This is a genomic window from Cellulomonas sp. P22 (genome assembly GCF_044392165.1).
The window spans coordinates 129090-152132 of the sequence record NZ_JBISBW010000001.1 but is presented as its reverse complement, the minus strand read 5'-3'; the positions used below and the strand labels follow the sequence as shown (position 1 = coordinate 152132).

21 protein-coding genes are annotated in these 23043 nt (G+C 72.2%); 9 read left to right on the top strand and 12 right to left on the bottom strand.

Annotated features, from left to right (window positions below; genetic code table 11):
• Nucleotides 1–77 precede the first annotated feature (77 nt).
• Together pflB and dxs are read right to left on the bottom strand one after the other, a co-directional pair.
• Nucleotides 78–2345, bottom strand: coding sequence for a formate C-acetyltransferase (gene pflB / locus ACGIF2_RS00725; RefSeq protein WP_396042430.1), 2268 nt, complete (start codon nt 2343–2345; stop codon nt 78–80).
• A gap of 172 nt (nt 2346–2517) precedes the next feature.
• A complete protein-coding gene (dxs, locus tag ACGIF2_RS00720) occupies nt 2518–4401 on the bottom strand; it encodes a 1-deoxy-D-xylulose-5-phosphate synthase (RefSeq protein ID WP_396042428.1) in 1884 nt (627 codons plus the stop codon).
• Between the two features lie 170 nt (nt 4402–4571).
• On the opposite strand from dxs, the gene ACGIF2_RS00715 reads away from it, so the two are divergent.
• The 5 genes from ACGIF2_RS00715 to ACGIF2_RS00695 all read left to right on the top strand — a co-directional run bounded on the left by ACGIF2_RS00715 (nt 4572) and on the right by ACGIF2_RS00695 (nt 9416).
• Nucleotides 4572–6026, top strand: coding sequence for a GuaB1 family IMP dehydrogenase-related protein (locus ACGIF2_RS00715; protein WP_396042426.1), 1455 nt, complete (start codon nt 4572–4574; stop codon nt 6024–6026).
• Between the two features lie 51 nt (nt 6027–6077).
• Nucleotides 6078–6686 carry a GNAT family N-acetyltransferase gene (locus ACGIF2_RS00710; RefSeq protein ID WP_396042424.1) on the top strand — a complete coding sequence of 203 codons (609 nt, stop codon included), beginning with the start codon at nt 6078–6080 and terminating at the stop codon, nt 6684–6686.
• Nucleotides 6683–7372: an NUDIX hydrolase gene (locus ACGIF2_RS00705; protein WP_396042422.1), complete on the top strand. Its 690-nt coding sequence runs from the start codon at nt 6683–6685 to the stop codon at nt 7370–7372. Before ACGIF2_RS00710 ends, ACGIF2_RS00705 begins: the two co-directional genes overlap by 4 nt.
• Before the next feature lie 53 nt (nt 7373–7425).
• Nucleotides 7426–8310, top strand: a complete 885-nt coding sequence (locus tag ACGIF2_RS00700) for an aminoglycoside phosphotransferase family protein (protein ID WP_396042420.1) — start codon at nt 7426–7428, stop codon at nt 8308–8310.
• Between the two features lie 203 nt (nt 8311–8513).
• Complete coding sequence (locus ACGIF2_RS00695; RefSeq protein WP_396042418.1) at nt 8514–9416, top strand: tyrosine-type recombinase/integrase; 903 nt, start codon at nt 8514–8516, stop codon at nt 9414–9416.
• A gap of 122 nt (nt 9417–9538) precedes the next feature.
• Here the strand turns inward: ACGIF2_RS00695 and ACGIF2_RS00690 are convergent, their stop codons facing one another.
• From ACGIF2_RS00690 to ACGIF2_RS00680, 3 genes are all read right to left on the bottom strand, one after another.
• Nucleotides 9539–10159 carry a hypothetical protein gene (locus ACGIF2_RS00690; protein WP_396042416.1) on the bottom strand — a complete coding sequence of 207 codons (621 nt, stop codon included), beginning with the start codon at nt 10157–10159 and terminating at the stop codon, nt 9539–9541.
• Nucleotides 10160–10502: 343 nt separating this feature from the next.
• Nucleotides 10503–13310: an aconitate hydratase gene (locus ACGIF2_RS00685; protein WP_396042414.1), complete on the bottom strand. Its 2808-nt coding sequence runs from the start codon at nt 13308–13310 to the stop codon at nt 10503–10505.
• Between the two features lie 204 nt (nt 13311–13514).
• Complete coding sequence (locus ACGIF2_RS00680; RefSeq protein ID WP_396042412.1) at nt 13515–13694, bottom strand: translation initiation factor 2; 180 nt, start codon at nt 13692–13694, stop codon at nt 13515–13517.
• Between the two features lie 174 nt (nt 13695–13868).
• Here ACGIF2_RS00680 and ACGIF2_RS00675 point away from each other — a divergent pair, with 174 nt between their 5' ends.
• Nucleotides 13869–14804, top strand: a complete 936-nt coding sequence (locus ACGIF2_RS00675; RefSeq protein WP_396042410.1) for a DUF4349 domain-containing protein — start codon at nt 13869–13871, stop codon at nt 14802–14804.
• A gap of 124 nt (nt 14805–14928) precedes the next feature.
• Here the strand turns inward: ACGIF2_RS00675 and ACGIF2_RS00670 are convergent, their stop codons facing one another.
• Together ACGIF2_RS00670 and ACGIF2_RS00665 are read right to left on the bottom strand one after the other, a co-directional pair.
• Complete coding sequence (locus ACGIF2_RS00670) at nt 14929–16203, bottom strand: class I SAM-dependent RNA methyltransferase (RefSeq protein ID WP_396042408.1); 1275 nt, start codon at nt 16201–16203, stop codon at nt 14929–14931.
• Nucleotides 16193–18196: an APC family permease gene (locus ACGIF2_RS00665; RefSeq protein ID WP_396042406.1), complete on the bottom strand. Its 2004-nt coding sequence runs from the start codon at nt 18194–18196 to the stop codon at nt 16193–16195. Before ACGIF2_RS00665 ends, ACGIF2_RS00670 begins: the two co-directional genes overlap by 11 nt.
• Before the next feature lie 149 nt (nt 18197–18345).
• Here ACGIF2_RS00665 and ACGIF2_RS00660 point away from each other — a divergent pair, with 149 nt between their 5' ends.
• Nucleotides 18346–18996, top strand: a complete 651-nt coding sequence (locus ACGIF2_RS00660; RefSeq protein WP_396042440.1) for a potassium channel family protein — start codon at nt 18346–18348, stop codon at nt 18994–18996.
• Nucleotides 18993–19667, top strand: coding sequence for a potassium channel family protein (locus tag ACGIF2_RS00655; protein ID WP_396042404.1), 675 nt, complete (start codon nt 18993–18995; stop codon nt 19665–19667). Before ACGIF2_RS00660 ends, ACGIF2_RS00655 begins: the two co-directional genes overlap by 4 nt.
• On the opposite strand, the gene ACGIF2_RS00650 is transcribed toward ACGIF2_RS00655, so the two are convergent.
• From ACGIF2_RS00650 to dut, 4 genes are all read right to left on the bottom strand, one after another.
• Complete coding sequence (locus ACGIF2_RS00650) at nt 19600–20349, bottom strand: DUF3159 domain-containing protein (RefSeq protein WP_396042402.1); 750 nt, start codon at nt 20347–20349, stop codon at nt 19600–19602. The two genes, ACGIF2_RS00655 and ACGIF2_RS00650, sit on opposite strands and share 68 nt — an antisense overlap.
• Nucleotides 20342–20710: an OB-fold nucleic acid binding domain-containing protein gene (locus ACGIF2_RS00645; protein ID WP_396042400.1), complete on the bottom strand. Its 369-nt coding sequence runs from the start codon at nt 20708–20710 to the stop codon at nt 20342–20344. The genes ACGIF2_RS00650 and ACGIF2_RS00645 overlap by 8 nt, the downstream gene beginning before the upstream one ends.
• Nucleotides 20707–21447, bottom strand: a complete 741-nt coding sequence (locus ACGIF2_RS00640; protein WP_396042398.1) for a DUF3710 domain-containing protein — start codon at nt 21445–21447, stop codon at nt 20707–20709. The genes ACGIF2_RS00645 and ACGIF2_RS00640 overlap by 4 nt, the downstream gene beginning before the upstream one ends.
• Nucleotides 21448–21543: 96 nt before the next feature.
• Nucleotides 21544–22020 (bottom strand): dUTP diphosphatase, encoded by a 477-nt coding sequence (gene dut / locus ACGIF2_RS00635; protein WP_396042396.1) that lies wholly within the window; start codon nt 22018–22020, stop codon nt 21544–21546.
• Between the two features lie 72 nt (nt 22021–22092).
• Here dut and ACGIF2_RS00630 point away from each other — a divergent pair, with 72 nt between their 5' ends.
• The gene (locus ACGIF2_RS00630; protein WP_396042394.1) at nt 22093–22560 is read left to right on the top strand and encodes a DUF3093 domain-containing protein; all 468 of its coding nucleotides are present in this window, start codon (nt 22093–22095) and stop codon (nt 22558–22560) included.
• A 118-nt stretch (nt 22561–22678) separates the two neighbouring features.
• On the opposite strand, the gene ACGIF2_RS00625 is transcribed toward ACGIF2_RS00630, so the two are convergent.
• Complete coding sequence (locus ACGIF2_RS00625; protein ID WP_396042392.1) at nt 22679–22978, bottom strand: DUF4193 domain-containing protein; 300 nt, start codon at nt 22976–22978, stop codon at nt 22679–22681.
• Nucleotides 22979–23043 lie beyond the last annotated feature (65 nt).

Here is a 23043-nt window from a genome sequence, read left to right as displayed (position 1 = left end):
CCCCGGGTTGGGGGGGAGGTGTTTTGGGGTTGGCCCCTGTCTGTTTCCCCCCCCCCCCCCCCCCCGGTCCGGTCGGGTCAGAGCCCGCCGTGGAAGGTCCGCGAGAGCACGTCGAGCTGCTGCTCGCGCGTCAGGCGGACGAAGTTCACGGCGTAGCCCGAGACCCGGATGGTGAGCTGCGGGTAGTTCTCGGGGTGCTCCATGGCGTCCTCGAGCGTCTCGCGGTTCAGCACGTTGATGTTGACGTGGTAGCCGGAGGAGACGTTGTAGCCGTCGAGCAGACCCACCAGGTTGGCGATCTGCTCGTCGCGGGTGCGGCCGAGGCCCGAGGGCACGACCGTCGAGGTGAGCGAGATGCCGTCCATGGACTCCGAGTACGGCAGCTTCGCGACGGACAGCGCCGAGGCGAGCATGCCGTGGGTGTCGCGGCCGTTCATGGGGTTGGCGCCCGGTGCGAACGGCTCGCCCTGGCGACGGCCGTCGGGGGTGTTGCCCGTGGCCTTGCCGTAGACGACGTTCGACGTGATCGTCAGCACCGACTGGGTGTGGAGCGAGTCGCGGTAGGTCTTCTGCGCGCGGATCTTCTCCATGAAGGAGCGCACGATCGCCACGGCGATCTCGTCGGCCCGGTCGTCGTCGTTGCCGAAGGTCGGGAAGTCGCCCTCGGTGACGTAGTCGGTCACGAGGCCGGTCTCGTCGCGGACGACGCGGACGGTGGCGTACTTGATGGCCGAGAGCGAGTCGGCGACGACCGAGAGGCCGGCGATGCCGCAGGCCATGGTGCGCAGGATCTCGCGGTCGTGCAGGGCCATCTCGATGCGCTCGTAGGCGTACTTGTCGTGCATGAAGTGCACGCAGTTGAGCGCGTCGACGTAGGTCTCGGCGAGCCAGTCGAGCAGCTTGTCGAACTTCGTGCTGACGTCGTCGAAGTCGAGCACGTCACCCTGGACGGGGGCGCTGACCGGGGCGATCTGCTTGCCGCTGACCTCGTCGCGACCACCGTTGATGGCATAGAGCAGCGACTTGGCGAGGTTGACGCGGGCGCCGAAGAACTGCATCTGCTTGCCGACGCGCATGGCCGAGACGCAGCACGCGATGGCCGCGTCGTCGCCCCAGGACTGGCGGATGAGCTCGTCGGACTCGTACTGGATCGCGGAGGTGTCGATCGAGACCTGCGCGCAGAACTTCTTGAAGCCCTCGGGCAGGCGGTTGCTCCACAGCACGGTCAGGTTCGGCTCGGGAGCCGGGCCCAGGTTGTAGAGCGTCTGCAGGAACCGGAAGGAGCTCTTGGTGACGAGCGGGCGCCCGTCCTCGCCGATGCCACCGATCGACTCGGTGACCCAGGTGGGGTCGCCCGAGAACAGGGCGTCGTACTCGGGGGTGCGCAGGAACCGCACGATGCGCAGCTTGATGACGAGGTCGTCGATGAGCTCCTGCGCCTCGTCCTCGGTGATCAGGCCCTCGGCCAGGTCACGCTGGAGGTAGACGTCGAGGAAGGTCGAGGTGCGACCCAGCGACATCGCTGCGCCGTTCTGCTCCTTGACCGCCGCGAGGTAGGCGAAGTACAGCCACTGGACGGCCTCGCGGGCGTTGGCCGCGGGGCGCGAGATGTCGAAGCCGTACGAGGCGGCCATCGCCTTGAGCTCCTGGAGGGCGCGGATCTGCTCCGCGTTCTCCTCGCGGTCGCGGATGACGTCCTCGACCGAACGCTCCATGTCGAGCTCGGCGCGCTCGATCTTCTTGGCCTGGATCAGGGCGTCGATCCCGTACAGGGCGACGCGGCGGTAGTCGCCGATGATGCGGCCGCGGCCGTACGCGTCGGGCAGGCCCGTGATGATGTGCGACGAGCGCGCAGCACGGACGTTGGGCGGGTACACGTCGAAGACACCCTGGTTGTGGGTCTTGCGGTACTCCGTGAAGATCTTCTTGACGGTCTCGTCGGGCTCGTAGCCGTACGTCGTGAGGGCGCCCTCGACCATGCGCCAGCCGCCGTTGGGGATGATCGCGCGCTTGAGCGGCGCGTCCGTCTGCAGGCCGACGATCAGCTCGTTGGGCTGGTCGATGTAGCCGGGGGCGTGCGAGGTGATCGTCGAGGGCGTCTTCGCGTCGACGTCGTAGATCCCGCGCTCGCGCTCCTCGGGGAACATCTCGGTGAGCTTGGTCCACACACCGGTGGTGCGTGCGGTGGGACCGGCGAGGAACGAGGCGTCACCCGTGTAGGGCGTGTAGTTGCGCTGGATGAAGTCACGAACGTCGATGCCGTCGTTCCAGGGTCCGGCGACGAAGGTGCGCCAGGCGGACGCTGTGGCGTCGGTGGCCGGCTGCGGGGCTGCTGTGGTGGACATCCTGTGCTCCTCGGTGAGGTCTGGTAACCACGACGCTACGGATCAAGTCATGGGATGTCTTGGGACCTTGGACCTCCCCCGTGATCTCGGTGTGTGAGCCTGGTCACTTTAGCACCGCCAACCGGGGCAGAACGGGTCGAAATGCCCGCAGTGCACCGGTCCGGGAGGGTCGTCAGCCGGCGCCCCCGAGCGCCGTCAGCACGTCGCGGGCGACGTCTGCCGCCCGGAGCCGGAGGGATGTCACGAGCTGCTCGCGCGAGGCGTGGTCGAGGAACGTCGACGGCACCCCGACGCACTGCACGGGCACGCGCAGGCCGGCCTCCTGCGCACGCTGCGCGAGCGCGGCACCGATCCCGCCGTCCACCACCCCGTCCTCGAGGGTCACGACGTGGTCGTGCTCGCCCACGAGCTTGGTGAGGGCGGCGGGCACGGGCAGCACCCAGCGCGGGTCCACGACGTCGACCCGCAGCCCGTGCGCGGCGAGCAGCTCAGCGGTCTCGAGCGCGGTCGCGGACATGGTGCCGACGCTCACGACCAGCACCGAGCGCGTCGCTCCGGCGGGGTCGTGACGGGCGAGCACGTCGATGCCGTCGACCTCGTCGACCGCCGGCACCGGGTCGCCCATCGCACCCTTGGGGTAGCGCACCACGCTCGGCGCATCGTCGATGTCGACGGCCGCACGCAGCGCCGCACGCAGCGTCGGCTCGTCCCGGGGCGCCGCCAGGTGCAGGCCCGGCACGATGCGCAGCATCGCCAGGTCCCACATGCCGTTGTGGCTCGCGCCGTCGTCACCGGTCAGGCCGGCGCGGTCCAGGACGAACGTCACCCCCGCACGGTGCAGCGCCACATCCATGAGGACCTGGTCGAAGGCCCGGTTGAGGAACGTCGCGTACAGCGCGACGACGGGGTGCAGCCCACCGAAGGCCATGCCCGCGGCCGACGTGGCGGCGTGCTGCTCGGCGATGCCCACGTCGAACGTGCGCTCGGGGAACTCCTTGGCGAACGGTGCCAGGCCCACCGGGGCGAGCATCGCGGCCGTGATCGCCACGACGTCCGGGCGCCGCCGGCCGATGCGGACGATCTCGTCAGCGAACACGCTCGTCCAGCCGAACCGCGAGGGCGCGACCGGCAGCCCCGTCTCGGGGTGGATCTGCCCGACGGCGTGGAACCGGTCGGCCACGTCCTGCTCGGCCGGGGAGTACCCACGGCCCTTCTCGGTGATGACGTGCACCAGCACCGGACCGCCGAAGGCCTTCGCCCGGGCCAGCGCCCGCTCGACCGCCGGCGCGTCGTGCCCGTCCACCGGACCCACGTACTTCAGCCCCAGGTCCTCGAACATCCCCTGCGGGGCGACGACGTCCTTGATGCCCTTCTTCAGGCCGTGCAGCGCCTCGTACGCGACCCGTCCGGGCGGGCCCGACCTGCGCAGCGTGCGCTTGCCCCAGCTCAGCACGTTCTCGTAGCCCTGGGTCGTGCGCAGCGTGTCGAGGTGGAACGCGAGCCCACCGATCGTCGGCGCGTACGAGCGGCCGTTGTCGTTGACCACGATGACCAGGCGGCGGTCCGGCGCGGCCGCGATGTTGTTCAGCGCCTCCCAGGCCATCCCGCCGGTCAGGGCCCCGTCGCCGATCACCGCGACCACGTGGCGGTCGCGGCGGCCCTGCACCTCGTTCGCCTTGGCGATGCCGTCCGCCCAGCTCAGTGCCGTCGAGGCGTGAGAGTTCTCGACCACGTCGTGCTCCGACTCGGCACGGCTCGGGTACCCCGACATCCCCCCGCGCTTGCGCAGGTCGGAGAAGTTCTGGCGACCGGTCAGCAGCTTGTGGACGTACGCCTGGTGCCCTGTGTCGAACACGACCGTGTCGCGCGGCGACTCGAAGACCCGGTGGATCGCGATCGTCAGCTCGACGACGCCGAGGTTCGGCCCCAGGTGCCCACCGGTGCGCGACACCGACTGCACGAGGAACTCACGGATCTCAGCGGCGAGGACACCCACCTGGCGGTGGGTGAGCCGTCGTACGTCCGCAGGCGTCTTGATGCGAGCGAGCAGACCCACGCGACACCGTCCTCCTCCACGTCTGCGCGCAGCACGGCTGCCGCACGTCGGCCCCCACTCTAGGCGCCCGACGTTGAGCGCGCCCTCAGGTCCAAGCAGCCCGGCCGCCCCACCGGGACCGCCCCGACGTGACGCGCGTCGCCCGTAGGATGAGCGGGAAAGGGGTAAACATGCGCTTCCTGCCAGGTCAGAGTGCCACCTACGACCTCACGTACGGGGACGTGTTCCTCGTCCCGTCCCGATCAGACGTCACCTCCCGCTTCGACGTCGACCTCACCGCGGTCGACGGCACGGGCACCACGATCCCCGTGGTCGTCGCCAACATGACAGCCGTCGCGGGCCGCCGGATGGCCGAGACCGTCGCCCGGCGCGGCGGCATCACAGTCCTCCCCCAGGACGTGCCCACCGACGTCGTCGCCGACGTGGTCGCCTCCGTCAAGGCGCGGCACCCCGTGATCGAGAGCGCCGTCGTCGTCTCGCCGCACGACACCGTGCACACCGCGATGACGCTGATCGGCAAGCGTGCCCACGGCGCCGCGGTCGTCGTCGAGGGCAACCGCCCCGTGGGCGTGGTGACCGAGGCCGACTGCTCCGGGGTCGACCGCTTCACCCAGGTCGGCGCCGTCATGACCAGCGACCCCACCGTCGTCCCCCTCGACGTCATCACCGGCTCGGGCCCCCGCAGCCTCGAAGCCGCCTTCGAGACCCTGCACCGCTCGCGCCGCAAGTTCTCCCCCGTCGTGCGCGGCGACGAGCTCGTCGGCGTCATCACCCAGGTCGGCGCCCTGCGCTCGTCCATCTACACCCCCGCGGTGGACGCTGACGGACGGCTGCGCGTCGCCGCCGCCGTCGGCATCAACGGCGACGTCCGCGCCAAGGCCGCCGAGCTCCTCGCCGCCGGTGTCGACGTCCTCGTCGTCGACACCGCCCATGGGCACCAGCGCAAGATGCTCGACGCGCTCGCGGCCGTCCGCTCCCTCGACCCGCAGGTCCCCGTCGTCGCCGGCAACGTCGTCACCGCCGAGGGCACCCGCGACCTCATCGAGGCCGGGGCCGACATCGTCAAGGTCGGCGTCGGACCCGGCGCCATGTGCACCACGCGCATGATGACGGCCGTCGGACGCCCCCAGTTCTCCGCCGTCCTCGAGTGCGCCGCCGAGGCCCGCCGCCTCGGCCGCCACGTCTGGGCCGACGGAGGCATCCGCCACCCGCGCGACGTCGCCCTCGCGCTCGCGGCCGGCGCGTCGCAGGTCATGGTCGGCTCGTGGTTCGCCGGCACGTACGAGTCCCCTGGCGACCTGCACGCCGACGGCACCGGACGCCTCTACAAGGAGAGCTTCGGGATGGCCTCGGCGCGGGCCGTCGCCGCCCGGACGCTCGGCGGGACGGCGTTCGACCGCGCCCGCAAGGGGCTCTACGAGGAGGGCATCTCGTCCTCGCGGATGTACCTGGATCCCGAGCGACCCGGCGTCGAGGACCTCATCGACCGCATCACCGCCGGGGTCCGCTCAGCCTGCACCTACGTCGGGGCGACCTCGCTCGACGAGCTCGCCGAACGCGCCGTGGTCGGCATCCAGTCGGCAGCGGGCTACGACGAGGGACGGCCGCTGCCCGACGGGTGGTGAGCCGCCCGCGCGGGCCGCGCCGCGTCGGGACGGGCGCCTAGGGTGGCAGGCATGACGTCGACGCATGCCTGCCATCCGCCCGTCCTCGAGCAGGACGACGTGCGTCTGCGCGATCTCACCGCTGGCGACTTGCCCCGCGTCGCTGATCTGCTCGACCCCGCACGCCCGTGGCACGCCACCAACGGCCCGTACTTCGCCCCGATGACGCGCCAGGACGTGGACGCCTACGTCGCCCGGCTCACGGCAGACGTCGCGACCGACCCGGCCGACCGCGCCCTGCCCCGCCGTCACCTCGCCGTGGTCGACGCGGCGACCGACCTCGTGCTGGGCCAGGTCACCTGGTACTGGGAGTCCGCCGAGACGGACTGGCGCCGGCTTGGCCTGGTCCTCTGGGACGAGACCTGCTGGGGACGCGGCGTCGGGACCACGGCACTGACCCTGTGGACCGACCACCTGTTCGCCACGACCGACGCGCTGCGCCTGGACCTCGCGACCTACTCCGGCAACCCCGGCATGATCCGCGCTGCGCTCAAGGCCGGTTACGTCGAGGAGGGCCGGATGCGCCGGGCCCGCCGCTGGGCCGGGGGCGTGCACGACGCCGTCGTGCTCGGCGTCCTTCGCGATGAGTGGGACGCGCTGCGCTCGCGGGCGTCCGCATGAGCGCCGGGTCCGCCCCGCTCGCCCGTGATCAGCTCACGGCCTTGTGCCGCACCGGCGGCGACCGCTGGTCGCAGGCAGGGGTGCGCGCCCTGCTGCAGACTCCGGCGGTGGGTCGCCCCGCGGCCGTGCTGGTGCTGTTCGGCGTGCTGGACCGGGTGCCGGCACACGAGCCCGCCCCGACGGTGGGCAGCGACCTGGACGTGCTGCTGACCCGGCGCAGCTCGACGCTGGGTCACCACCCAGGGCAGATCTCGTTCCCCGGTGGGCGCCTCGACCCCGGCGACGACGGTCCGGCCGCCGGAGCGCTGCGGGAGGCGCGTGAGGAGACCGGGCTCGACCCCTCGGGCGTCGACGTGCTCGGCACGCTCCCCGAGCTTCCGGTGGTCGCGAGCAACCACCTCGTCACGCCGGTCGTGGGCTGGTGGACGCGACCTTCACCGGTCGTCGCGGTCGACCACGCCGAGACCGCCGAGGTGTTCCGGGTCCCGGTCGCGGACCTGCTGTCACCGGAGAACCGCCGCACCGCCACCCTCACCCGTGGTGCGCGCACCTACCGCTCCCCCGCGTTCCTGGCGGGTGAGCATGTGGTGTGGGGCTTCACCGCCCTGGTGCTCGACGCGATGTTCGACGCGCTGGGCTGGGACGTCGCGTGGGACGCCGGCCACACGATCGCCGTCCCCGCCTGACCACGACCGAACGGCCGGTGCCGAGCACCCACTGACGCACGAGAGGAGACCCCGTGGCCGTCCGACCCGCCGCCGAGCTCGACGTCACGCCCGCGCTGGCGGCCCGGCTCGTCGCCGAGCAGCACCCCGACCTGGCCGACCTGCCGGTGCGGCTCGTGACGAGCGGCTGGGACAACGCCGTGCTGCGGCTCGGCGAGGACCTGGCGGTGCGGATGCCCCGGCGCGAGGCCGCGGCGCGGCTGGTGCTGCACGAGCAGCGCTGGCTGCCCGAGATCGGTCCCCTGCTCGGTGTCGCCTGCCCGGTCCCGGTGCGCACCGGGGTGCCGTCGCCCGAGTTCCCGTGGGCGTGGAGCATCGTGCCCTGGTTCGTGGGCAGCACCGTGGCCACAATCGAACCCGGCGAGCGGTCGGAGCTGGCGGCTCCGCTCGCGGACGTGCTCGCGCGGCTGCACCGACCCGCTCCCGCCGACGCGCCGTGGAACCCGGTGCGCGGGGTCGACATACGGACGCGCGACGCCGCCGTGCGCGAGCGCCTCGCGAGCGGCTCGGTGCCCGAGGCCTCCCGTGTCGCACGGCTGTGGGACGAGCTGCTCGACACGCCCCGGTGGCAGGGCGTCCCCGTGTGGGTGCACGGCGACCCGCACGCGGCGAACCTGCTCGTGAGCGCCGGACGCCTCTCGGCGGTCCTCGACTTCGGCGACCTGACCGCGGGTGATCCCGCGACAGACCTCGCGACCGCGTGGATGACGTTCGACGCGGCGGGACGCCAGGTCTTCCGCGACCGCACCGACGCGTGGGGCGGCACCGACGAGGCCCTGTGGCGCAGGGCCCGCGCCTGGGCGCTCGTGATGGGCACCGCGATGGTCGCGCACTCCGACGACGATCCCGACCTCGCCCGCATGGGTGCGCACGCGCTCGACCAGGTGCTGCGCGGCTGACCGCGTGGCGGACCACGCTGCGGATCACCTCCGCACCCGCCCGCGACGTGGACCTCCGGGCACGCCTGTGCCTCGGGCCGCCGTTGCCGTCTTTTGTGCTCTCGGGGTGACGCTCCCCCGGATGCGCGTGTGAACCGGTACGAAGAGCGTGTGGGCCTGTTATCTGCACTGTTGACGATCGGGGATCGTGCTAGACCTAGCCCGTGGACCTGCACCAAGACCTCGACGGACAGCTGCACGGGCACGCACTGCGGGCCGCCGAGGGCCGCTCCCCCGCACGGGCGCGCCAGCTCGTGTGGGTCGCCGGAGAGCTGTCGCGGTTCGCCGCTGGCCGCGCTCCCCTCCCCACGGTCCCCGAGCTGCTCGGCACCGACCTCGCCCTGCAATACCTCGAGCTCGCCAGCGCGGGGGCCCTGCGATCGCGATCGGCCGCCACCCAGCCGTCCACCCAGCCGTCCACCCCGGCGAGCAACCGCGTCCGACGCGCCTGCCTCCCCCTGCTGGCCCGGGCCGCCGGGCTCCCCGAGCCCGAGCTCGACCGGCTGCCGCTCCCTCCGCTCGCGACCCGGGTGAGCGCGGCGAGCACCCGGCGCGCGGGTGCCGAGCTCACCACCGAGTCGCGCCGCGGTCGATCGTTGCCGACGTGGGTGCGGCACGCCCTCGTCGTCGAGCTCATCGCCGACACCGGAATGCGGGTCGGCGAGCTCGCCGCCCTCCAGGTGGACGACGTCGACATCGCGGCCAGGACCGTCACCTACGTGCCCCGACCGCCCGCCGCCCGTGGGCCGCAGCCCGAGCGCACCGTCCCGCTGTCGCCGGCCACTGTGCGCGCCGTGCAGGCGTGGCTGCCGGTCAGGGAACGGCTCACCGAGCTGGCTCCGCGCACGTCGACGCTGCTGGTCTCGGTGCACGGCAACCACGACGGGCAGGGCGTGCGCCGCCCGCCCGGGCTCGCCCTGCAGCCGCGGGGGCTCGCACGCGCCCACCGGCGAGCCGTCGCCACGCTCAACGCCCGGCAGCACCCCGCGGCGGAGCTGGTGCCCGCCACACTCGGCCTGCTGCGACCAGCGGAACCGGCCGGCACGAGCACCCAGTTCGGCTTTTAGTGTTGGTGGCGGTGCAAGGTTCTGAGGCTTCCTCGGAGCCATTCGTCTTGGTCAGCGGCGGAGGGGCCGTTCGCGTTGCTTAGGCCTTCGCAGGAGGGTTCTGTAGCCACAGCTGACGCGCGTCAGGATGCTCCCGGCGCAGGCCAGGCGGGAGTCGTGCGGCGGATGTTGATGTCGTTCGCGAGTGCCGCAACCAGCGGGGTCTTGGTAGCGCGGGCGGTCTTGGCGAGAACTGGCTGCGGGCTGGCGATGAGGTCGTGCGTGCGACCGTCGACCAAGGTGATCCGCAGACCTGTGACCGGCCAGCCGCGCAGGTTGCGGACGTCGTCGGCCTGCCGGATGTCAGCTATCTGCGCCCAGGGCAGCTCGAGGACCTTCGCGAGGCCGTGGTTCTTACGTGGGGCCCATAGCTCGATGCCGGCGGGCCCGTACGCGATGGTGACGCCAACTCCCACGACTTGCCGATGGCCGGCGGAGCGCATGGCTTCTGCTTGCCCCTGGGTTGTGACGGCGCTGGCGACGCCCCAGCCCGGGTGGGTGCTTTCCAACTGCTTCATTCGTCGGCGGACGCGTCGCTCGGTGGTGACGATCACGATGGTGACCAACGCGGCGGTGAAGGCGAGCGCGATGCTGACGATGAGTACGCCGGTCCAGCCGAGCAGGCTGATGAGGTACGCCATGAAGCCGACGAACATGACGAGCCAGGCCAGCATGAGGATCTTCGCGGAGTGGCGTGTGCGCACCGTCGCAACATAGACCGACGCCGGGTGTGGCGTAGTCGATTCGTGGAGGCATTGCCGGTCCCCGTGGGGTCTGGCGTCGTCTACCGGCTCGAGTCCGCGATCAGCAACGGGTTCTGGATCCGCGCCCGGTCAGCCCTGGGAGTCCGCTGCCGCAGCGGCTGGCCGGCCGCAGGTCAGATTGAGGCCGGTACATCCGCACCATGTCCCCACAGTAGAAACCGAACTGGACGAGCACCCCCGGCCCTGACACCGCAGGGCACGTCGCCCTGTGCCGGCGCACCAGCCCGGGCACGACGACACCGGTGGACCGTCAAGACGGTCCACCGGCGTCGGGCGCCCAGCGTCAGCTCGTGACGAGCGAACGCAGCACGTACTGCAGGATGCCGCCGTTGCGGTAGTAGTCCGCCTCGCCGGGGGTGTCGATGCGCAGCACGGCGTCGAACGTGACGACCGACCCGTCGGGCTTCGTCGCCGTCACCGCGAGCGTGCGGGGCGTCGTGCCGTCGTTGAGCTCGGTGACCCCCGCGACGTCGAACGTCTCGGTGCCGTCGAGCCCGAGCGACTCGGCCGACTCCCCCTCGGGGAACTGCAGGGGCAGGACACCCATGCCGATGAGGTTCGAGCGGTGGATCCGCTCGAAGCTCTCGGTGATCACGGCCTTGACGCCCAGCAGCGCGGTCCCCTTGGCGGCCCAGTCGCGCGACGAGCCCGAGCCGTACTCCTTGCCGCCCAGGATGACGAGCGGCACGCCTGCTGCGGCGTAGGACTGCGCGGCGTCGTAGATGGTCGTCTGCTCGCCGGTGAGGTGGTCGACCGTGAAGCCGCCCTCGACCCCCGGCACGAGCTGGTTGCGCAGCCGGATGTTCGCGAACGTGCCGCGGATCATGACCTCGTGGTTCCCGCGGCGCGAGCCGTAGGAGTTGAAGTCACGACGGTCGATGCCGTGCTCGGCGAGGTAGGCGCCCGCGGGGCTGTCGGGCTTGATCGACCCGGCGGGGCTGATGTGGTCGGTCGTGACCGAGTCGCCCAGCTTGGCGAGGACGCGCGCACCCGTGACGTCCTGCACCGGCGTCGGGGTGCGGGACATGCCCTCGAAGTACGGGGGCTTGCGCACGTAGGTCGAGTCGGCGTCCCACTCGAACGTGTCGCCGAGGGGCGTCGGCAGCTGCTGCCAGCGCTCGTCGCCCGCGAAGACGTCGGCGTAGTCCTTGGTGAACATGCCGCGGTCGATGGCCTGGTCGATCGTCGACTGGACCTCCTCCGCGGTGGGCCAGATGTCCGCGAGCATCACCGGGGTGCCGTCCTCGGCGTGCCCCAGGGGCTCGTTCGCGAAGTCGAAGTCCATCGTCCCGGCGAGCGCGTAGGCGATGACCAGCGGCGGCGAGGCCAGGTAGTTCATCTTGACGTCGGGGTTGATGCGGCCCTCGAAGTTGCGGTTGCCCGAGAGCACCGACACGACCGACAGGTCGTGCTCGTTGACCGCCGCGGACACCTCCTCGGGCAACGGGCCCGAGTTCCCGATGCAGGTCGCGCAGCCGTAGCCGACCAGGTGGAAGCCGAGCTTCTCGAGGTACGGCCACAGCTGGGCCTTCTCGTAGTAGTCGGTGACGACCTTCGAGCCGGGGGCCATGGACGTCTTGACCCACGGCTTGGCGCTCAGGCCCTTCTCGACGGCCTTCTTCGCGACGAGCGCCGCCGCGAGCATGACCGACGGGTTGGACGTGTTGGTGCAGGACGTGATCGACGCGATGACGACCGAGCCGTGGTCGATCTCGGTCTGCGTGCCGTCGCCGAGCGTGACGGGCACGCGCTTGTGCGGCCGGTTCGCGGAGTCGCCGCCCACGACGTGCGAGGGCTGGCCCGAGGCGTCGTCGTGGCCGGCGGCGATCGGGTCGGACGCGGGGAACGTCTCCTCGACCGACTCGTCGAGCGCCGAGAACGGCGCGGCCTCGACCGAGGGCACGTAGTCGAGGATCGACGTCGCGAAGGACTGCTTGGCGTCGGTCAGCTCGATGCGGTCCTGGGGGCGCTTGGGGCCGGCGATCGACGGGACGACGGTGCCGAGGTCGAGCTCGAGGTACTCGGAGAACACCGGCTCCTGGCTCGGGTCGTGCCACAGCCCCTGCTCCTTGGCGTACGCCTCGACGAGCGCGACCTGCGCGTCGTCACGGCCCGTCAGGCGCAGGTAGTCGAGCGTGACGTCGTCGATCGGGAAGATGGCGCACGTCGAGCCGAACTCGGGGCTCATGTTGCCGATCGTGGCGCGGTTCGCGAGCGGCACGGCGGCGACGCCGTCCCCGTAGAACTCGACGAACTTGCCGACCACCCCGTGCTCGCGGAGCTGCTGGGTGATGGTCAGGACGACGTCCGTGGCGGTCACGCCCGAGGGGATCGTGCCGGTGAGCCTGAACCCGACCACGCGCGGGATGAGCATCGACACGGGCTGACCGAGCATCGCGGCCTCGGCCTCGATGCCGCCCACGCCCCAGCCGAGCACACCCAGGCCGTTGACCATGGTGGTGTGCGAGTCGGTGCCCACGCAGGTGTCGGGATACGCGCGCAGCACGCCGCCGACCTCGCGGGTCATGACGGTGCGGGCGAGGTATTCGATGTTGACCTGGTGCACGATCCCGGTGCCGGGCGGCACGACCTTGAAGTCGTCGAACGCCGTCTGGCCCCACCGCAGGAACTGGTAGCGCTCGAAGTTGCGCTGGTACTCGAGCTCGACGTTGCGCTCGAACGCGTCGGGGCGTCCCGCGACGTCGATCTGCACCGAGTGGTCGATGACCAGCTCGGCGGGGGCGAGCGGGTTGATGCGGCTCGGGTCGCCGCCCAGCTCGGCGACGGCCTCGCGCATCGTGGCCAGGTCGACGATGCACGGGACACCGGTGAAGTCCTGCATGACCACGCGGGCGGGCGTGAACTGGATCTCGGTGTCGGGCTGGGCCTGGGGGTCCCAGTCGGCGAGGGCCTGGACGTGCGCGGCGGTGATGTTGGCACCGTCCTCGGTGCGCAGCAGGTTCTCCGCGAGGATCTTCAGGCTGTACGGCAGGCGCTCGACGCCCGGCACCGCCGCGAGGCGGTAGATCTCGTAGGACGCGTCACCGACCTCGAGGTTCCCTTTCGACCTGTAGCTGTCGACGCTGCTCACGGGGGCTCCTTCGCTGGGCGTGTGGTGTGGGCGGCCCGGGGCCGTCCGAACGGTGATGAGGGGCTGCCACCACCCTAGGGGGAGGAGCGCCGCCAGGTATCTCGACGTCAAGATACATCGTACTGCTTCCGCCCGTGGGCAGCGACACACCCCCGCACCGGACGTCGGTGCGAGGGTGGCGGGACGTCGACCCTGCCGGCGGCGTCAGCCCCGGGCTGCCCGCTCCGCCTCGACCGCCTCGGCCGCCTTGCGCTCCTGCTCGACCGCCCGCTGGTGCGCCCGCTGGTCGTACTCGGGCGTCCCCTGCTTGTGCAGCTCGATGGTCGCGGCCCTGCTCGCCTCCGCGAGCCGCCTGGCCGCCGTGCTCTCCTGCTCACCCGACATGGTGCCCTCCCCTCGCCGGGCCCCACGGCCCGACCACGAACCACGGTATGACGGCGCGCCGCCGGAGGCGAGGGAGTGCGCCGTCCAGGTGGCGCGCGGCACGATCCGATGACGGGTCGGTCACGGTCGGGCAACTTCTCCCCGCCCGCGCGGGCACCGCCCTACGGTCCGAGCATGACTCCTGACGTGCGACGACGCTCGACCCACCGGCGACGTGCCGCGGCGACCGCTGCTGTGCTCGCCCTGCTGCTCACCGCGTGCTCGGCCTCGAGCGGCGACGCGAGCCTGTCCTCCGAGGACGCCCAGGGCGCCGGGGCGGACGGCGGCGCCCAGCTGGTCGAGGAGGGCACCGCCACGGGCGACGCCGAGCTCGCGCTCGGCTCGACGACCACGCAGGTGTCGGACGCCGCCGCGAACCGGCAGGTGATCACGCGGGGCGAGGTCCAGGCCACCGCGAGCGACCCCCGTGCCGCCGCGGACGCGATCGTCGCGGTCGTCGAGCGAGACGGGGGCCGCGTCGACTCCCGGGTGGAGCGGGCGGGCACCGCCGACCAGGACGCGCACGCGACGATCACGGTGCGCGTCCCGTCCGACGACATGACCACCACGTTGGACGCCGTCGAGGACGTCGGCGACGTGGTCCGGGTCGACCTCACGTCCGAGGACGTGACCGGCGACGTGCAGGACCTCGACGCGCGCATCCGCGCGATGCAGCTCTCCGTCGCGCGGATGGAGGACCTGCTCGCTCGGGCCACGACCAACGCCGACGTCATCAGCGCCGAGGGCGCCGTGGCCGAGCGCCAGGCCGAGCTCGAGAGCATGCAGACGCGCCGGGCACGGATCGCCGAGGACGTGGCGCTCTCGACGCTTGTCATCGACATCTCGATCCCGACCGAGCTCCCGGTGGTGGTCGAGGCGACCGCAGGGCCCGGCGGGTTCCTGGGCGGCCTGGCCGCCGGATGGGGCACGCTCGTGGCCGTGCTCGGCGGGCTCCTGGTGGTCCTCGGTGCGCTGCTCCCGTGGGTGGTCTTCGGCGGGCTGGTCGCCGCAGGGGCGCTCGTCGCCACCCGTCTCGCCCGCCGTCGGCGGTCCCGCGTCGAGGCGTCATAGCCACCCGGCCGCGTCGACGCAGAGCCGTGCTCGTCTGCACCGGTCCGCACAGCACGCACGGTGCGGGACCCCGGTCGGGTCCCGCACCGTGCGTGCGTCGTCGCCTGCTGGCGTCAGGTCGTGCTCAGGCGCTGCGGACCAGCACCGCGACGGCCTCGACGTGGTGCGTCATGGGGAACAGGTCGAAGGCCCGCAGGCCCTCGAGCGTGTACCCCCCGTCCGCGAAGTACGCCAGGTCACGGGCCAGGGCGGCCGGGTCGCACGCGACGTAGACGACACGCTCAGGCCGCAGCGCAGCGATCGCCTCGACGACCTTGCGTCCTGCACCGACGCGCGGCGGGTCCAGCACGACCGCGTCGGCGTGCACGATGCTGCCCTCGGTGTCCTCGAGCATGACCCGCGCCACGTCTCCGGCGTGCAGCTCGACGTTGGACCGGTCGTGCAGGTTGCGGCGCGCGTCGCGCAGCGCCTGCGGGTCGCCCTCGACCGCGACGACGAGCCCGTCGGGACCGACGGCGTCCGCGATCGGGGCTGTGAACAGGCCCGCACCCGAGTACAGGTCGAGCACCGTGGCGCCCTGGACATCGCCCAGACCGTCGAGCACAGCACCGGCGAGCACCCCGGGGGCCTCGCGGTGCACCTGCCAGAACCCTGCGGCCGCCACCCGGTAGGTGTAGTCGCGGCCGCGCACGTGCAGGTGCTCGCGCACCGAGCTGCGCGCGTTGGGCCGCTTGTCGACCCGGTCGTGGCGCAGGTCGAACGGTGCGCCGTCGACGAGGACCACGGGTGTGTCACCGCCCGCGGGCGCGACGACCTCGAGACGGGTCCCCGGCTGCCACGTGCGCTCGAACAGGCCGAGCTCGGCGATCGCCTCGTTCGCGAGCGGCATCGCGTCGAGCGCGTGCACGTCGTGCGAGCGGAAGCCCGACATGCCCGCCCTGCCGTCCGCGCCGACCACCAGGTCGATGCGGGTGCGCCAGCCCAGGCCACCCCGCTCGTCGTCGCCGGGCGCCGCCTCGACCTCGACGTCACGCTCGAGGTGCGCGAGCCGCGCGAGCTGCTCGGTGAGCACCGCCGCCTTCCAGGCCCGCTGGCCCGCGAGCGACACGTGCGCCAGCTCGCCGCCGCCCACGCCACCGGGGCCGGCCTCGGGCCACGCCGAGGGAACCCTGTCGGGCGAGGCCTCGAGGACCTCGACCGCGTCGGCCCGCCAGAACGAGGCGGTCTCCCCCGTCTCCGTGAGCCGTGCCCGCACGCGCTCGCCGGGCAGCGTGTGCCGCACGAACACGACGCGCCCCCCACGCCCGTCGGCGTCCGCACCGATCCGGGCGACGCAGTGCCCCCCGTGGGCCACCGGCCCGATCTCGAGCTCGACGATCTCTCCGACGTCAGTAACCACGCGTCACCGTTCCTCGCACTGTGTCCTCCAAGCCGGTCTGTCCTCGGGTCGAGGCCAGCTGCCACGGAACGGACGCCACGACGACGCCAGGTGTGAACAGCAGCCTGCCCTTGAGCCGCAGCGCGCTCTGGTTGTGCAGCAGCTGCTCCCACCAGTGTCCGACGACGTACTCGGGGATGTAGACCACCACGATGTCCCGTGGGCTCTCCCGGCGGATCGATCGGACGTACGTGAGCACGGGCCGGGTGATCTCGCGGAAGGGCGAGTCGAGCACCTTCAGCGGCACCGGTAGGTCTAGAGCCTCCCACGCCTGGCGCAACCGGGTGACATCGTCGGCGTCGACGCCGACCGTGACGGCCTCGAGCACCTGCGGTCGTGAGGCCCGGGCGTACGCGATCGCCCGCATCGCGGGACGGTGCAGCTGTGAGACCAGGACGATCGCGTGCACGCGGCTGGGCAGCGCCCTCGCGTCGTCCACGTCGGCGCCCAGCGCGAGCTCGGCCCGGACCCGGTCGTAGTGCCCCCGGATGCCCCGCATCAGCAGGAAGACGAGGGCCATGGCCAGGATCGCGATCCACGCACCGTGCGTGAACTTGGTGGCCAGGACGACCAGCAGCACGGTGCCCGTCATCCCGAGGCCGATCGAGTTGACCACGCGTGAGCGCCGCATCCGGGACCGCTCGCTCGGGTCGGCGGCGGTGCGCAGCTCGCTCGTCCAGTGCCGGACCATGCCGAGCTGGCTGAGCGTGAACGAGACGAAGACCCCCACGATGTACAGCTGGATGAGCCGGGTGACCTCGGCGTCGAACGCCCAGATCAGGGCCACCGCGGCCGCGGCGAGCGTGAGGATGCCGTTCGAGAACGCGAGCCGGTCGCCGCGCGTGTGCAGCTGCCGGGGCAGGTACCCGTCCTTCGCGAGGATCGAGCCGAGCACCGGGAACCCGTTGAACGCCGTGTTCGCGGCGAGCACCAGGATGATGCCGGTGACCACGGCGACCGCCACGAACGCGGCCGGGTGCCCCTGGAACACGGTCTCGGCGAGCTGCCCGATCACCGGGTGCTGGACGTAGCCCTCCTCGATGGGGGCGCCGTCCCGCAGGAGCTGCGTGGCCGGGTCCTCGACGTAGTGCACGCCGGTGGCCCTGGCCAGCAGCAGGATCGAGATGAGGAACGTGCCGGAGATCCCGCCGAGCAGCGCGAGCGTCGTCGCGGCGTTCTTCGACTTCGGCTTGCGGAACGCCGGCACCCCGTTGCTGATGGCCTCGACGCCGGTCAGGGCCGCCGACCCCGACGCGAAGGCCCGCAGCACGAGGAACACACCGGCGACCCCCACGAGACCCTGGTCGAACGACGACTGGGGCACGATCTCGAGCGAGGCGCTCGCCGCCTGCGGCAGGTCACCCGCGGCGTAGCGGATGAAGCCCGCGACGATGGTGGCCCCGACCGCGAACATGTAGAGGTAGACCGGCACCGCGAACGCGCGGCCCGACTCCTTGACCCCGCGCAGGTTCGCGACGGTGAGCAGCACCACCAGCGTGATCCCGAACATCGCCTCGTGCCCACGCAGCGCGGGCACGGCAGCCGCCGCGTACTGCGCACCGGACGAGATCGACACCGCGACCGTGAGCACGTAGTCGACCAGCAGCGCGCTCGCGACCGTGAGCCCGGCCTTGGGGCCGAGGTTCACCGTCGCGACCTCGTAGTCGCCGCCGCCCGAGGGGTAGGCGTGCACGTTCTGCCGATACGAGGCGATCACGGTGACCATGACCACGACGACGGCGATGCCGACCCACGGTGAGATCACCGTCGCGGCCAGACCGGCGGTCGCGAGGGTCAGCAGCACCTCGTCGGGGGCGTACGCCACCGACGACAGCGCGTCCGACGCGAAGATGGGGAGCGCGATGCGCTTGGGGAGGAGGGTGTGGCCGAGCCGGTCGCTGCGGACGGGACGTCCGAGCACCAGGCGTTTGGCGGCATCCGCGATGTCCGACACGAGGAGCCATGCTAGGGCCGCCAGGTGACTGCCGTGTCCATGCGCGCGGCACGACCTCGCGATCAGCGCGCGGCACGACCTCGCGAACGGAACGTGTACGCGCACCCGGCCGCGCCGGTATAGCGTGACCGGTTGTGCACTTCGTCATCATGGGCTGCGGCCGCGTCGGAGCGACGCTCGCCCAGTCGCTCGAGAACCATGGCCACTCGGTGGCCGTCATCGACCAGAACCCCGACGCCTTCCGGCGCCTCGACGCCGACTTCGGCGGCAAGAAGGTCACCGGCCTCGGTTTCGACCGTGACACCCTCGCGCAGGCCGGCATCGACGACGCGTACGGGTTCGCTGCCGTGTCGGACGGCGACAACTCCAACATCCTGGCCGCGCGCGTGGTCCGCGAGACCTATGGGGTCGGCACCGTCGTGGCCCGCATCTACGACCCCCACCGCGCGGAGATCTACCAGCGCCTCGGCATCCCCACGGTCGCGACGGTCCGCTGGACCTCCGACCAGGTGCTACGACGGCTGCTCCCGTTGGGCGCGACCAGCGAGTTCCGCGACGCCTCGGGGCAGATCCTGCTGTGCGAGATCGACGTGCACCCCGGCTGGGTGGGTCGCGCGCTGCACACGATCGAGGAGGCCAGCGGCTCGCGCGTGGCCTACGTGACCCGCTACGGCGACGGGCTGCTGCCCACCGACGCCACAGTGCTCCAGGAGGACGACACAGTGCACGTGCTGGTCAGGGCGGACGACCTGCCCGACGTCGAACGCATCCTCACCAGCGCCCCGGTGGTGTCCGAATGAGGGTCGTCATCGCCGGTGCGGGTTCGGTGGGCCGCTCGATCGCGCGCGAGCTGCTGGGGCACGGGCACGAGGTCACCCTCGTCGACCGCCAGCCGTCGGCGATGCGTGTCGCGCAGGTCTCGGAGGCCGAGTGGCTGCTCGCGGACGCGTGCGAGCTCTCGACGCTGACCCAGGCCAAGGTCGACGAGTGCGACGTGGTCGTCGCCGCGACGGGTGACGACAAGGCCAACCTCGTCATCTCGCTGCTCGCCAAGACGGAGTACGGCGTCCCGCGCACGGTCGCGCGCGTCAACAACCCCAAGAACGAGTGGATGTTCGACGAGGCGTGGGGCGTCGACGTGGCGGTGTCGACCCCGCGCATCATGACCGCGATGGTCGAGGAGGCCGTCGCCGTCGGTGACCTCGTGCGGATCTTCACGTTCCACCAGTCGGGTGCGGGCATCCTCGGGCTCACGCTGCCCGCGGACTCCCCGCTCGTGGGGCGGCGCGTGGGTCAGGTGGTCTGGCCCACCGACACCGTGCTCGCGTGCATCGTGCGGGACGACCGCCCGATCGCGCCCAGCCCCGACGACACCATCGAGGGCCACGACGAGCTGATGTTCGTCACGGGGCGGCAGGCGGACGAGCAGGAGCTCGAGCAGCTCCTGACCCACGGACCAGCAGCCAGCTGACCCATAGCACGAGCGCGGTGAGCGGCAGGCCCATCGCGAGCTTCGCCGTGCCCAGCCACGCGACCTCCGCGTTGCGGTACAGCGGCACCTGGACCGCGAGGCGGGCCGCGAACATCGCGACCCACGCCCAGGTGGCCCACGCGTAGCGGCGCCGCAGCTGCCGGTCCGCGCGCCACGCGGCGACGCTCGACCACGGGCCGCCGCCGAGGGGGCCGTCCGCGCGCAGCAGACCCGCCACGAGCCCGACCACGGGCCACCCCGCGAGCACCGACGCGAGGCAGCCCACGAGGTACACGGCGTTGGTCACCAGGCCGTACGCGAAGTAGTCCTGCGCCTCGCCCGAGCGCCACGCCCACACCACGCCGATGCCGACACCCAGCAGACCCGAGAACGCCTGGGTCGCCGGTGTGCGCTGCACGAGACGCACCACGACAGCGACGACCGCAGCGGCGCCCGCGCCGACGAGCGCGGGCATCAGGCGCTGACCGGCCACCAGGTACACGACCACGAACAGCAGCCCGGGCGCGACCGACTCGACGAGCCCACGCACCCCGCCCACCGCCTCGGCGACCGAGAACTGCTCGGCGTTGATCGCGCGCAGACCCCGGCCACCACCCTCGGCGGCCTGCGTCTCGGTGCCGTCAGCGAGCTCGCCGGCCGGTTCCCGGGGGGTCTCACTCACCGGGTCGTGGCCGCAGCTCGTAGCGCGGGTTGTAGATCGTGGGGCGTCCGGCGAGCGAGCACACGAGCCCCTCGACCTTGAGCCGACGACCCGGCTCGACGCCGCCGATCGAGCGGCGACCGAGCCACACGAGGTCGATCGTGCCGCTGCCGTCGTACAGCTCGGCCTCGAGGGCCGGGGTCCCCTCGCGCGGGCGCAGGGTGACCGAGCGCAGCACGCCCGAGATGCTCGCCCGACGGCGGTGGGACACGTTCGCGACCGGGACGCAGCCCGTCGCGCGCAACGCGTCCGCTCGTTCTTCGTCTGCCTCGATCTCGGCCTGCGAGGCGACAGCCTTCTGCAGGGCGTCACGCAGCGTCATCGGATCTCCGTGATCTCAGGTCCGCGGGTCATGGGGTCGAACGTCGGCGCCTCGACCGGCGGCGTGGCCGCCGTGCCCTGGCCGGGCAGGGTGAGCGCGAGCAGGTCGCGCGGCGCACGTGCCTCGTCCCCGCGCACCACGACGATCGCCCGGTACAGGTCCTCGAGCACGGTGGCCGCCGCCGGGTCCACCGCCGCCTTGCCGGTGATGACCCCGCGCAGGAACCAGCGCGGGCCGTCGGTGCCGACGAAGCGCGCGGGACGGTGGCCCGTGCGCCCCTCCGCGGTGCGGACGGGGAGCCGTGCCAGCAGCTCGCGGCCGAACGGCCCGGGCAGGTCGTCGGCCGATCCGCCCTGCTTGGTGACCGACTCGGCGATCTCCTCGCGGATCTCGTCCCAGATGCCCTCGGTGCGCGGCGCCGCGAACGCCTGGACCTGCAGCGTCGAACCGTCGAGGCTCACCTGGGCCGCCGAGACGGTGCCGGTGCTCTTGTCGATCTCCATGCGCAGCTCCATGCCCGGCACGCCGGGCAGGTGGATCGCACCCAGGTCGACCCGGGCCACGCCCTCGGGGGCGTCGGCGACGTCCCAGGGACCACTGGTGCGGGATGCGCCGTCGATCGGCGCGTCGTCCGCGCCGTCCGTCTCGCCGACCAACGGCTCGAGGGCCTCGCTCGTGTCGTCGGTCACCGCGTCCTCGGTGTCGCGCGTCCGCGCGTCACGCCGGAAAAGACCCACCAGATCGTCCCTTCTCACCTGTCGCCACCACGTGGCCTTCCACGTGACAGTAATCCGCTCCGCGCGCCGGACCTAGCACCGTCCGACGTGCACAGGTCACGGCGTCGGGGTCGACGCCGCGAGCCAGCCGCCGCTGGAGCCGAAACCACCCTCGCCGCGCTGCGAGCCGGGGAGCCTCTCGACCTCGACGAACCGCGCCCGCTCGACCCGCTGGATGACGAGCTGCGCGATGCGGTCGCCGCGGAACAGCTCGACGGCGTTGTGCACGTCGGTGTTGAGGAGCGTCACGGCGATCTCGCCGCGGTACCCGGCATCCACGGTCCCGGGCGCGTTGACGATCGTCAGCCCGTGCCGGGCCGCGAGCCCGGACCGCGGGTGGACGAACGCGGCGTACCCGTCGGGCAGTGCGATCGCGACCCCGGTCGGGACCGTGACACGGCCCTGCGGCGGGATCAGCACGTCCTCGCGGGCCACGAGATCGGCGCCGGCGTCGCCCGCGTGGGCGTAGACCGGGGCGGGGAGCCCTGCGTCGAGTCGGAGCAGCAGGACCTCGAGGGTGGAGTGATCGGTCACGGTCGCAGACCCTACCTCCCCGGGCTCGAAGGACGGCTCCGTGCACCGGGCGCAGGATGACATCCTGGTCCCATGCCCGAGGAACTCACCCGCCCCGCCCGCACGACGTTCACCGAGCGCCTGTGGCCTGGTCCGCTCGGCTGGTTCTGCACCCTCGCCGCGGGCGGCGTCATCGGCGCCGTGTTCTTCCCGGTGAGCCCGCTGCTGGCCGCCGTCGCCGGGGTCGCGACCTTCGTGGCGGCCCTGGTCTTCGCTGTCCGGACCTCGCCCGAGGTCCGGGTGGCCGACGGCGAGCTGTGGGCCGGGGGCGCGCACATCCCGCTCGCGCTGCTCGCCGACGCGCAGCCGCTCGACCGTGAGCAGACCCGCCACGCGGTCGGTCCGGGCTACGACCCGCGCGCGTACGTGGTGCTGCGGGCGTGGGTGGGCACGGCCGTCCGAGCCGAGGTCCGCGACCCCCAGGACCCGACGCCGTGCTGGATCGTGTCCACCCGGCGCCCGGCCGAGCTCGCCGCGGCGATCGGCACCGCGACCCGCTGACCGGGGCGGGCTCCCCCGTGGCCGCACCCCGCACCGGGGCACGCCCACGACGGCGACGGCCGACCGGTCCGGGTCGAGACCCGTGGACCGGCCGGCCGTCGGCACGTGGATGAAGCTGTCAGGCAGCGCACTCCGAGCAGACGGGCTGGCCGTTCTTCTCGTACGCGAGCTGGCTGCGGTGGTGCACGAGGAAGCAGCGTGTGCACGTGAACTCGTCCGCCTGACGCGGGAGCACACGCACCGACAGCTCTTCTCCGGACAGGTCGGCGCCGGGGAGCTCGAAGCCTTCGGCCGCCTCGGTCTCGTCCTCGTCCACCACGCCCGAGTTCTTGTCGGAGCGCCGAGCCTGGAGCTCCTGCAGCGAGTCTTCGCTGAGGTCCTCCTCGGTCTTGCGCGGGGCGTCGTAGTCGGTTGCCATGAGCGGGGTCACACTCCGTGTGGTCGGCGGGTCGTCGTATGCGGGGTCAATGCGTCAGCCTCGAC